This window comes from Streptomyces laculatispora, from assembly GCF_017353455.1.
GTDB classification, from domain to species: domain Bacteria; phylum Actinomycetota; class Actinomycetes; order Streptomycetales; family Streptomycetaceae; genus Streptomyces; species Streptomyces laculatispora.
Genome location: NZ_JAFMPZ010000564.1, coordinates 1 through 11,826, shown reverse-complemented (window position 1 = coordinate 11,826; position 11,826 = coordinate 1). Strand labels below are relative to the sequence as shown.

The window sequence follows — 11,826 nt, the reverse complement described above, 5'->3', positions numbered from 1 at the left end:
ACCCGGCCGGAGCACGGGGCGCTCGCCCCGTGCTCCGGCCGGGTGTCCCCATTCGGACCAGTGGTCGATCTCGCCTACACTCGGTGGTGTGCCTCGTGGTGATGGACGACTCAACCACGACCTGCTCCCCGGAGAGAAAGGCCCCCAGGACGCTTGCGGCGTCTTCGGTGTCTGGGCTCCGGGCGAAGAGGTCGCCAAGCTCACCTATTTCGGACTGTATGCCCTGCAGCACCGTGGACAGGAGTCCGCGGGCATCGCAGTGAGCAACGGGTCCCAGATCCTGGTCTTCAAGGACATGGGACTGGTCTCGCAGGTCTTCGACGAAACTTCTCTGGGATCGCTCCAGGGCCATATCGCGGTCGGCCATGCCCGCTACTCCACCACCGGTGCCTCGGTGTGGGAGAACGCGCAGCCGACGTTCCGTGCGACCGCGCACGGCTCGATCGCCCTGGGTCACAACGGCAACCTGGTCAATACGGCCCAGCTCGCCGAGATGGTCGCCGACCTCCCGCGCAAGGACGGTCGCGCCACCCAGGTCGCCGCGACCAACGACACCGATCTGCTGACCGCGCTGCTCGCCGGCCAGACCGATGACGAGGGCAAGCCGCTCACCATCGAGGAAGCCGCCACCAAGGTGCTCCCCGAGACGAAGGGCGCCTTCTCCCTCGTCTTCATGGATGAGCACACCCTCTACGCCGCCCGCGACCCGCAGGGCATCCGCCCGCTGGTGCTCGGCCGGCTGGAGCGCGGCTGGGTGGTGGCCTCCGAGTCCGCCGCCCTCGACATCTGCGGCGCCAGTTTCGTCCGCGAGATCGAGCCCGGCGAGCTGATCGCCATCGACGAGAACGGCCTGCGCACCTCCCGGTTCGCGGAAGCTAAGCCCAAGGGCTGTGTCTTCGAGTACGTGTACCTGGCCCGCCCCGACACCGATATCGCCGGGCGGAACGTCTACCTCTCCCGCGTGGAGATGGGCCGCAAGCTGGCCGCCGAGGCCCCGGTCGAGGCCGATCTGGTCATAGCGACGCCGGAGTCCGGCACCCCCGCCGCCATCGGTTACGCGGAGGCCAGCGGAATCCCGTTCGGCGCCGGACTGGTCAAGAACGCCTACGTCGGCCGGACCTTCATCCAGCCGTCCCAGACCATCCGGCAGCTGGGTATCCGGCTCAAGCTGAACCCGCTCAAGGAAGTCATCAAGGGCAAGCGCCTGGTGGTCGTCGACGACTCGATCGTCCGCGGCAACACCCAGCGCGCGCTGGTCCGGATGCTCCGCGAGGCGGGCGCCGCCGAGATCCACATCCGGATCTCGTCCCCGCCGGTGAAGTGGCCCTGCTTCTTCGGCATCGACTTCGCGACCCGCGCCGAGCTGATCGCCAACGGCATGTCCGTCGACGAGATCGCCACGTCGATGGGGGCCGACTCGCTCTCGTACATCTCGCTCGACGCGATGATCGAGGCGACGACGATCGACAAGCCGAATCTCTGCCGCGCCTGCTTCGACGGCGAGTACCCGATGGAGCTTCCGGACCCGGAGCTGCTCGGCAAGCAGCTGCTGGAGACCGAGCTGGCGGCAGGCCCTGCGGCGACCGCTGCGGCCGACGCGCTGCGCCGTCCGTGACCCGGACCGTCCGGCAGCCTTTCCACCAGCCCCGTATCTCCACACGAAAGATCCCAGGCAATGTCTGAGACAACAGGTGCTTCCTACGCGGCAGCGGGCGTCGACATCGAGGCCGGCGACCGTGCCGTCGAGCTGATGAAGGAGTGGGTGAAGAAGACCCAGCGCCCCGAGGTCGCGGGCCTCGGCGGCCTCGGCGGCTTCGCCGGACTCTTCGACGCTTCGGCCCTCAAGCGTTACGAGCGTCCGCTGCTCGCCTCCGCCACCGACGGCGTCGGCACCAAGGTCGACCTCGCCCGCCAGATGGGCGTGTACGACACGATCGGCCACGACCTCGTCGGCATGGTCGTGGACGACCTGGTCGTCTGTGGCGCCGAACCGCTGTTCATGACCGACTACATCTGTGTCGGCAAGGTGCACCCCGAGCGTGTCGCGGCCATCGTGAAGGGCATCGCCGAAGGCTGTGTGCTGGCGGGCTGCGCCCTGGTCGGAGGCGAGACCGCCGAACACCCCGGCCTGCTCGGACCGGACGACTTCGATGTCGCCGGTGCCGGTACGGGCGTGGTGGAGGCCGACCGGCTGCTGGGCCCCGACCGCATCCGCAAGGGTGACGCGGTCATCGCGATGGCGTCGTCCGGGCTTCACTCCAACGGGTACTCGCTCGTCCGGCACGTCGTCTTCGACCGGGCCGGCTGGACGCTGGACCGCGAGGTCGAGGAGTTCGGCCGGACGCTCGGCGAGGAGCTCCTGGAGCCCACCAGGATCTACTCGCTGGACTGCCTGGCGCTGACCCGTACGACCGAGGTGCACGGCTTCAGCCACGTCACCGGCGGCGGCCTGGCCAACAACCTGGCCCGGGTCGTCCCGGACGGACTGCACGCGACGGTGGACCGCTCCACCTGGACGCCCGGCGCGGTCTTCGACCTGGTGGGCAAGGCCGGTCAGGTCGAGCAGCTGGAGCTGGAGAAGACGCTCAACATGGGCGTCGGCATGATCGCGATCGTCCCGGCGGAGTCGGCCGACGCGGCCCTGACGACACTGGCCGACCGCGGCGTCGACTCCTGGATCGCCGGCGAGATCACGGACCGCGGCGCGCACCCGACGGGTGCGGAGCTCGTGGGCGGGTACGCGCGCTGAGTGCGGGCACGGAAGACGGCACCGGACGCCGGGCGGGTCGACATGATTCGCCCGGCGGACGGGGACGGCACGCCCTCCGGATCGGGACAGCACAGAACCCGGTCCGGAGCAGGCCCGGACCGGGTTGATGTGTCAGCGCGAGGTCAAGCGCCGCGGCGCTGTGACGACGGACCGGACTGGTCGTCCTCGTCCTCGTCATCGTCGTCGTTGTACTGATCCGCGTACTGTGCGTACGGGTCATCTTCCTCGTCGTCGTCCTCGAACGGCTCGGCGTTCGGTGGTTGACTCGAAGGTGATGCGCCCAGCTCATTGGCCAGACGCGACAGGTCAGTCCCGCCGCTGCTGTACTTCAGCTGACGGGCGACCTTGGTCTGCTTGGCCTTTGCCCGGCCGCGCCCCATGGCTCGACCCCCTCGGTGACGGGGCTCGACGGCCCCAGAGTCTTGACACGCGTTCATGTTTCAGGACGGACTCTCGGTAGAGAGACCGTGCCTGTAGAGCTTTAACGGTACCTGCTTCCGCGGCCATACGGTACGCCGCCCGCATCACACGCCCCGGAAGAAGACCCGCGAGGAGCTCCGTCCTCGCTGGTCAACTGCGATTTTAACCTCTTCTGGGCATGCGACCCGCCGACCGGGGTGAGGCATGTCTCCCCGACCGGCGGGTACAGCAGGCCGTGCGCAGGGAATGACGCTCCGTAGGGCCCCGGGCGCGGTCAGCGACGGACGGCGTCGGCCATCCGCTGCTCGGCGATCCGGTCGGCTGCGGCAGCCGGCGGAATTCCATCACTCTTCGCACGTGCGAATATGGCCAGCGTCGTGTCGAAGATCTTTGCCGCCTTGGCCCGGCACCGGTCGAAGTCGAAGCCGTGCAGCTCGTCGGCGACCTGGATGACGCCGCCGGCGTTCACCACGTAGTCGGGGGCGTAGAGGATCGAGCGGTCCGCCAGATCCTTCTCGACGCCCGGGTGTGCGAGCTGGTTGTTGGCCGCGCCGCACACCACCGAGGCGGTGAGCACCGCAACGGTGTCGTCGTTCAGCGCGCCGCCGAGCGCGCACGGGGCGTAGATGTCCAGACCCTCGGTACGGATCAGCGCCCCGGTGTCCGCCGCCACGGCGACTTCGGGGTGCTTCTCGGTGACCCGGCGCACGGACTCGTCCCGTACATCGGTGATCGTGACCAGGGCTCCGTCCGCCAGCAGGTGCTCGACCAGGTGGTGGCCGACCTTGCCGACTCCGGCGACCCCCACTTTTCGGCCACGCAGCGTCGGGTCCCCCCAGAGGTGCTGGGCCGAGGCCCGCATGCCCTGGAAGACGCCGAACGCGGTGAGCACCGACGAGTCGCCGGCGCCGCCGTTCTCGGGGGAGCGGCCGGTGGTCCAGCGGCACTCGCGGGCCACGACGTCCATGTCGGCGACGTACGTGCCGACATCGCAGGCCGTCACGTAGCGGCCACCGAGCGAGGCCACGGACCGGCCGTAGGCCAGGAGCAGTTCGGTCCTCCGGGTGTCCTCGAAGGCCTCCGGGTCACCGATGATGACGGCCTTGCCGCCACCGTGGTCGAGCCCGGCCAGGGCGTTCTTGTACGACATGCCGCGCGCGAGGTTCAGCGCGTCCGCGACGGCGGCCTCCTCGGAGGCGTACGGATAGAAACGGGTGCCGCCCAGGGCCGGGCCCAGGGCGGTGGAGTGGATGGCGATGACGGCCTTGAGGCCGCTGGCACGGTCCTGACAGAGCACGACTTGTTCGTGGCCCCCCTGATCCGAGTGGAACAGGGTGTGCAGGACGCCGTCGGTCACATCGGTCACTGTGGTGACTCCCAATTACGAAGCGGCGGGAAGACCCTCCTGAAGGTGGGGAGGGCCCCGGACCGACCGGCACGGACGGTCCGTGGGCATGAGCTTAAGGCCGTCCGTCCCGCACGGACGGAGATCTGATCCGGCGGGGCGGATCACCCACGACCGGAGTACGGGCGTGACACGATCGCTGCATGTCGGTGGTGTCTTCGGTGCCCGTCCCATACGCGTCCTACCTCAGGGTCTACGAGCCACTGGCGGCCTTCCCGGAGGCCGAACGCGCGCACTGGGCGCGCTATGCGGGCCGGGCCCGGATCCCCACGGCGCAGGACGAACTGCGTCGCTCGCTGGCCGACCTGGCGGCGACCCCGCCGGTCGGCGTCCCGGCGCACGAGAGCGCTGACGCGTTCGTCGCCGAGGTGGACGGTGTGGTGTGCGTCTGCCCGTGGCGGACCCGGCTGCGCGGCTGGCTGGCGCTGGACGGTCTCGCGGACATGTTCCCCGGGCCGGTGCTCGACGCCGTGCTGCCGCCGGTGGTGCGCGGGCAGGCCCTCGCCGACCACGAGCGGTGGTCGGAGCGCAATCCGGACGCCCGGCCCTGGATCAGGACGGCGGTGTGGCAGGTCCCGGTGCGCTGGTTCGTCCTCGTCTCGGACGAGGAGCGCGAGCACCGGGCGGCGGGTGAGGACGGCGAGCCGGCCGTGCTGCGGTACCGGACGCCGATGGTCCAGGCGCGCCGCCGGCTGGCGCGGGCGCTGAAGACGCTGCGCGAGACGGTGGACGAGGGGCCGCTCACCGGCGGCCTGGTGGATGTCGGCCGCTGGCTGGAGGAGTTCCATCCGCGCGCCCTGGTCGAGCTGGACTACGGCGGGCTGGTGCACGCCCTCCCGGCCCGGCACCTCGCCGAGGACCGGAGCGCCGCCGATGTGGCCGAGGGCATCTCGGCGCTGCGTGCTGGTGACACCGAGGCGGCGGGCGAGGCGTACGCACGCCTTTCGGAGCGCTGGAGGTCCGTAAGGGATCGCCAGTTCGCGAACTGACAATCGATGAACCTGCGTCCCGTGTGACACGTGAGTGTGAAGAGGCGGAAGCGTACGCCTGATGTCTCAGGACCTACGTCCCGAACCGGGCCTTTGCCTCAAGCGTGATGGATAGCACTTACGGGGCCCTTGCGCCCTTACCTACTCCTCGTGCCAAAATAGGACAAGGAGTCCGGGGAGGGCTCTATTCGTCCAATTATGGGCGGAGTGCTCTGCATTGCGTTCTATGGGGGGTCTGATGGCTCCTGATCGCTCTGTGACTGATCGTCACAGTGGTGTGACTGTCCGCTATGGCATGGTCCATCGGCTTCCGTCGCTGATGAACACCTGGGAGGGCAATTCCATCGGTTTGGCCGACGTGGCTGGACGGATGGTGTAGTTGTAGTGCCGAGGACAAGCCGTTCGTCCTATAACCGACTCGGCCCGCGTCCGCCATTTCGGGCAACGCGGGTCAAGGTGCAGAATTTAGAGGAAAGAACCGAGATGGTTCGGTTCTCCCGAGGAGGCCGCTCATGACCGCTCGCACCCCTGATGCCGAGCCGCTGCTGACCCCGGCTGAGGTTGCCACGATGTTCCGCGTGGACCCGAAGACGGTTACCCGTTGGGCCAAGGCAGGCAAGCTCACGTCCATCCGCACGCTCGGTGGACATCGCCGGTACCGCGAGGCAGAGGTCCGCGCACTGCTTGCGGGTATTCCGCAGCAGCGCAGCGAGGCCTGACAGACCCCTGTCGCCGCAGCACAACTGGGCTTTTGGGTCCCCCAACCCGCACAGCCCACCCATAGCTCCATATGACGGGCGCCCGCCCCAACGGGCGCCATACCTGTGTCGTGCAGGTCACGTCGTCAGATCGCGCTGGACTCCGCCGGGTCCAGCGCGATCTTTTTTTGTGCGCACACGGCTTGCCGGCACCCGCACCCGGCCCGCGGCTCCCCGCCTGATCGGGCCACTGGAAACCGGACGCCCGGTTGGCTCCCGATGGGTCTCGTGCGGGCTTGCTCGGGTCTGTGCGGGACTGTGTGCCCTCGTCCCGGGAAGGCCGGGCCGGGACGGTTCGGGGCCTCCTGGGCGGGTCCCGTCCGAGTGGTGCAATTGCACATATTAAATTCGCCAGTTGTAGGAAGGGAGTAAAGTCACCCCTTCTCAAAACTGATTTGGTGACTCCCGTCACACGGCAGGACTCTTGCCAAGTACGAGCCTGCCCCTGCATAGGGGTGCGACAGCGCGCCATTGGTCACGTGGCGGGAGGACTTTCGTCCTCCGTCCGCCGGGTGGCGGACCGGCCGTCACGGGCCGGTCCGGAGCCTCCCGGTGACGGTGCATCGCCGCGCGACGCCCCGGTGGCCCGCGCGGCGGCCTTCCAGGGCCCTGTGGGCGGCCGGGGCGGGCCGGCTGGCTCCTCGGCTGGTCCCGTTGCCGGAGAGGCCGTCACGGGCTCCATGGCGAGCCGCAGCAGCCGGGCGCAGACCGCGCAGTGCCGGGTGAGGTGGCGGTAGCCGGTGGCGGCCGCCAGATGGGCGCGCAGCAGGGCGCGGATCTCGTGCCGGGGAGTCCTCGGCCGGGCCGGGGGCCGGGGCGGGGCCGGTTCGCGGGCGCCGCCACCGTCCGTCCGAAGCCCCCCGTCCGTCCGGAGTCCCTCGGCCGTGCGCAAATCCTCGTCCGCCCGGAACCCCTCGTCCGTGGATGCCGTCATCCCCGCCACCTCCCGGTGGATGCGCGCTGCCCCGCGCCGTGAAAACAGGGACAGCCCCTGTTTTCTGAGTACTCGTCGCCGGACACCGGAGTCAATACGCGCGAAAGCCCGGATCCAGTGGATCCGGGCTTTCGTTACTGCGGTCCTGACGGGATTTGAACCCGCGGCCTCCACCTTGACAGGGTGGCGAGCACTCCAAACTGCTCCACAGGACCAGGTTTTCGCGGCTGCCTTGCGGCTGGCTGCGAAGACAGACTGTACAGGAGGTCAGAGGGTGCGGTCGACCTCACGTCCGGTGGCGGGGCGATTACCCGGCCACCGGCGGACGGTTACGGGGCGGCGGCGTCGATCGCCTTCACGATCCGCTTGTCGGAGACGGGGAACGCGGTGCCCAGCGCGTGCGCGAAATAGCTGACGCGCAGCTCCTCGATCATCCAGCGGATGTCCAGGACCTCCTGCGGAACGGGCCTGCCCTGCGGCAGCTGTTCGAGCAGCCAGGCGTACTCGTCCTGCATCTCGTGGACCTTCTCCATGCGCGAGGTGTCGCGCTGGACGTTGGTCGGCATCTGCTGGAGCCGGCGGTCCTCCGCCACCAGGTAGCGCATCAGGTCGGGCAGCCTGCGCAGCCCGGTCGCGGTGACGAACCCGGGCGGGACGAGACGGGCGAGGTGCTCCCGTACATCGGTGACGTTGTTGATCAGGACCAGGCTGTTGGTGGCCTTCAGCCGGCGCTCGCACGCCTGCCAGGCCGCCAGGATCTGCTGCACCTGGCCGACCGTGCGGACGGTGAGGTCCACCAGATCGGCGCGCACCTTGTCGTACAGCTTGCGGAGCGACGCCTCGTCCCAGGCGGGGCCGCCGTGCGCGGCGATCAGCCGGTCGGCGGCGGCGGTCGCGCAGTCGTCGAACAGCGCCTGGATGGAGCCGTGCGGGTTGCGGGACAGGGCCAGCTTCTGCTGGTTCGTCAGCTTGTCCGAGGCGAACTTCGCCGGGTTCACCGGGATGTTCAGCAGGATCAGCTTCCGGGTGCCGCGCCACATCGCCTGCTGCTGCTCGGCCTCGGTGTCGAAGAGCCGTACGGCGACCGTCTCGCCCTGGTCGACCAGGGCCGGATACGCCTTCACCGGCTGGCCGGCCCTCCGGGTCTCGAAGATCCGGTCCAGGGCGCCGATCGTCCAGTCCGTGAGGCCCGAACGCTCGATGGACTCGCCCGTGGGGCCCGCGGTCGCCGCGGCGGCCTTGGAGAGGGCCTGCCGGGCCTTGGGGCGCAGCTGGATCTTCAGCGCCTCCAGGTCCTTGTCCTCGGCGACCTTGCGGCGCCGCTCGTCGACGATCCGGAAGGTGATCTTCAGGTGGTCCGGGACGCGGCTCAGGTCGAAGTCGTCCGCGGTGACCGGGACGCCCACCATCCGCTGGAGCTCGCGGGCGAGGGTGACCGGCAGCGGCTCCTGGAGGGGGACGGCCCGGTCCAGGAACTTGTCCGCGTAGTCCGGGGCGGGCACGTAGTGCCGGCGGATCGGCTTGGGCAGGGAGCGGATCAGCTCGGTGACCACTTCCTCGCGCAGGCCCGGGATCTGCCAGTCGAAGCCCTCCGAGGTGACCTGGTTGAGCACCTGGAGCGGGATGTGGACGGTCACACCGTCGGCGTCCGCGCCGGGCTCGAACTGGTACGTCACCCGGAACTTGAGCTTCCCCTGCCGCCAGGAGTCCGGGTAGTCGTCCTTGGTGACGCTCCCGGCCTTCTCGTTGATGAGCATCGAGCGCTCGAAGTCCAGCGCGTCCGGCTCGTCGCGGCGCTTGTGCTTCCACCAGGAGTCGAAGTGCGCACCCGAGACGACGTGCTCCGGGATCCGCTGGTCGTAGAAGTCGAAGAGCGTCTCGTCGTCCACGAGGATGTCGCGGCGCCGGGCACGGTGCTCCAGCTCCTCGACCTCGCCCAGGAGCTTGCGGTTGTCGTGGAAGAACTGGTGGTGCGTGCGCCAGTCGCCCTCGACCAGGGCGTTGCGGATGAAGAGGTCCCGCGAGGTCTCCTGGTCGATACGGCCGAAATTGATCTTGCGCTGGGCGACGATCGGTACGCCGTACAGCGTGACCCGCTCGAACGCCATCACCGCCGCCTGGTCCTTCTCCCAGTGCGGCTCGCTGTACGTGCGCTTCAGCAGGTGCTGGGCCAGCGGCTCGATCCACTCCGGCTCGACCCGGGCGTTGACCCGCGCCCACAGCCGGGACGTCTCCACCAGCTCGGCCGACATCACGAACCGCGGCTGCTTCTTGAAGAGGGCCGATCCGGGGAAGATCGCGAACTTGGCGTTGCGGGCACCGACGTACTCGTTCTTCTCGGTGTCCTTCAGCCCGATGTGCGACAGCAGACCGGCCAGCAGAGAGGTGTGCACCGACTGCTCGGGGGCGTCCGTACCCGTCGAGGACTCCTCCAGCTCGAGTCCCATCTGCTTGGCCACCGTGCGCAGCTGCGCGTAGATGTCCTGCCATTCGCGGATGCGCAGGAAGTTCAGGTACTCCTGCTTGCACATCCGGCGGAAGCTGGAGGAGCCGCGCTCCTTCTGCTGCTCGCGGATGTAGCGCCACAGATTGAGGAACGCCATGAAGTCGGACGTCTCGTCCTTGAACCGGGCGTGCTGCTGATCGGCCTGCGTCTGCTTCTCGGACGGCCGCTCGCGCGGGTCCTGGATGGAGAGCGCGGCGGCGATGACCATGACCTCGCGGACACAGCCGTTGCGGTCGGCCTCGATGACCATCCGGGCCAGCCGCGGGTCCACCGGCAGCTGGGAGAGCTGGCGGCCGAGCGAAGTGAGGCGCTGACCCCTCTTTCCCTCCTGGGGGGACTTCTCCTCCTGCTCCAGCGCGCCCAGCTCCTGGAGGAGCTGCACACCGTCGCGGATGTTGCGGTGGTCCGGCGGATCGATGAAGGGGAACTTCTCGATGTCGCCGAGGCCGGCCGCGGTCATCTGGAGGATGACGGAGGCCAGGTTCGTCCGCAGGATCTCCGGGTCCGTGAACTCCGGACGGGTCAGGAAGTCGTCCTCGGAGTACAGCCGGATGCAGATGCCGTCCGACGTACGGCCGCAGCGGCCCTTGCGCTGGTTGGCGCTGGCCTGCGAGATCCGCTCGATGGGCAGCCGCTGGACCTTGGTGCGGTGGCTGTAGCGGGAGATACGGGCGTTGCCCGGGTCGATCACGTACTTGATGCCGGGGACGGTCAGCGAGGTCTCGGCGACATTGGTCGCCAGCACGATCCTGCGTCCCGTGTGGCGCTGGAACACCCGGTGCTGTTCGGCGTGCGACAGGCGCGCGTAGAGGGGGAGCACCTCGGTATGTCTGAGGTTGCGTTTGCCCAGCGCGTCCGCGGTGTCGCGGATCTCCCGCTCCCCGGAGAGGAAGACCAGGACGTCACCGGGGCCCTCCGACTGGAGCTCGTCGACGGCGTCGCAGATCGCGGTGATCTGGTCGCGGTCGGAGTCGTCCGTGTCTTCGGCGGCCCCCTCCGTCAGGGGGCGGTACCGCACCTCCACCGGGTACGTACGGCCGCTGACCTCGACGACCGGGGCCTCGCCGAAGTGGCGTGCGAAACGCTGCGGGTCGATCGTCGCCGAGGTGATGACGACCTTCAGATCCGGGCGCTTGGGCAGCAGCCGGGCCAGATAGCCGAGCAGGAAGTCGATGTTCAGCGACCGCTCGTGGGCCTCGTCGATGATGATCGTGTCGTACGCGAGCAGCTCGCGGTCCGTCTGGATCTCGGCGAGCAGGATGCCGTCCGTCATGAGCTTGACGAAGGTCGCGTCCTGATTCACCTGGTCGGTGAAGCGGACCTTCCAGCCCACCGCCTCGCCCAGCGGCGTCTTCAGCTCCTCGGCGATCCGCTCGGCCACCGTGCGGGCCGCGATCCGGCGCGGCTGGGTGTGCCCGATCATGCCGCGGACGCCACGCCCCAGCTCCATGCAGATCTTGGGGATCTGGGTGGTCTTGCCGGAGCCGGTCTCACCGGCGACGATCACGACCTGGTGCTCGCGTATCGCCTCCAGGATCTCGTCCTTCTTCTGGCTGACCGGAAGCTGTTCCGGGTACGAGAGGGCAGGCAGCCGCCCGGCCCGCAGGGCGAGCCGCCCGGCTGCCTTCGTGGCCTGGGCGGCGATCTCGTCCAGCACGCCTTGCTGGGCCTCGGGCTGACGGATGCGACGCGCCCCTTCGAGGCGGCGGCCGAGCCGGTGGGCGTCGCGCAGCGAGAGCTGCCCGAGCTGGGACTGGAGATCGGCGAAGGAAGTAGACATACGGGTTCCAGGATCTCACCCGGGCCCGAGGAACGGCGAACCTATTTCGCGCGGGCTCGGTCACGGAGTCGGCAGGGTGGGGGTGGGCGCGATCACAGCACGTACCATTCCGGACAGTTGGACTCCCGTGAACCCCATGAACTCCGTCCGCGGAACAGCCCCAGGAAGGCCGGTCGCCGTGCCCCGTTCGCAGTGGTGCTGCCTGGTGGCGGCGCTCGCGGTCGTCCTGGGGCTGTTCTGCGGACAGTCGACGGCGGCCCGGAC

8 protein-coding genes and 1 tRNA gene are annotated in these 11,826 nt (G+C 69.1%); 4 read left to right on the top strand and 5 right to left on the bottom strand.

The window, feature by feature from the left end; genetic code table 11:
- Positions 1-88: 88 nt before the first annotated feature.
- Positions 89-1,615, top strand: coding sequence for an amidophosphoribosyltransferase (purF, locus tag J1C73_RS30060; protein ID WP_207319143.1), 1,527 nt, complete (start codon positions 89-91; stop codon positions 1,613-1,615).
- Between the two features lie 60 nt (positions 1,616-1,675).
- Positions 1,676-2,749: a phosphoribosylformylglycinamidine cyclo-ligase gene (gene purM / locus J1C73_RS30055; protein WP_207319142.1), complete on the top strand. Its 1,074-nt coding sequence runs from the start codon at positions 1,676-1,678 to the stop codon at positions 2,747-2,749.
- Between the two features lie 143 nt (positions 2,750-2,892).
- On the opposite strand, the gene J1C73_RS30050 is transcribed toward purM, so the two are convergent.
- Both J1C73_RS30050 and J1C73_RS30045 read right to left on the bottom strand, forming a co-directional pair.
- Positions 2,893-3,150, bottom strand: a complete 258-nt coding sequence (locus J1C73_RS30050; protein ID WP_123460581.1) for a DUF3073 domain-containing protein — start codon at positions 3,148-3,150, stop codon at positions 2,893-2,895.
- A gap of 314 nt (positions 3,151-3,464) precedes the next feature.
- Positions 3,465-4,556 carry a Leu/Phe/Val dehydrogenase gene (locus tag J1C73_RS30045; protein ID WP_207319141.1) on the bottom strand — a complete coding sequence of 364 codons (1,092 nt, stop codon included), beginning with the start codon at positions 4,554-4,556 and terminating at the stop codon, positions 3,465-3,467.
- A gap of 182 nt (positions 4,557-4,738) precedes the next feature.
- Between J1C73_RS30045 and J1C73_RS30040 the strand changes: the two genes are divergently transcribed.
- The gene (locus tag J1C73_RS30040; protein ID WP_207319140.1) at positions 4,739-5,584 is read left to right on the top strand and encodes a DUF8083 family protein; all 846 of its coding nucleotides are present in this window, start codon (positions 4,739-4,741) and stop codon (positions 5,582-5,584) included.
- Positions 5,585-6,096: 512 nt separating this feature from the next.
- Positions 6,097-6,303, top strand: coding sequence for a developmental transcriptional regulator BldC (gene bldC, locus J1C73_RS30035; protein WP_003949541.1), 207 nt, complete (start codon positions 6,097-6,099; stop codon positions 6,301-6,303).
- 514 nt (positions 6,304-6,817) lie between these two features.
- Here the strand turns inward: bldC and J1C73_RS35570 are convergent.
- From J1C73_RS35570 to hrpA, 3 genes are all read right to left on the bottom strand, one after another.
- Entirely contained in the window at positions 6,818-7,276 is a 459-nt protein-coding gene (locus tag J1C73_RS35570; RefSeq protein ID WP_207319144.1) for a DUF6274 family protein, read from the bottom strand.
- A 140-nt stretch (positions 7,277-7,416) separates the two neighbouring features.
- Positions 7,417-7,491 (bottom strand) — tRNA-Asp (locus tag J1C73_RS30025).
- Between the two features lie 114 nt (positions 7,492-7,605).
- Complete coding sequence (gene hrpA, locus J1C73_RS30020; protein ID WP_207319139.1) at positions 7,606-11,562, bottom strand: ATP-dependent RNA helicase HrpA; 3,957 nt, start codon at positions 11,560-11,562, stop codon at positions 7,606-7,608.
- Positions 11,563-11,826 lie beyond the last annotated feature (264 nt).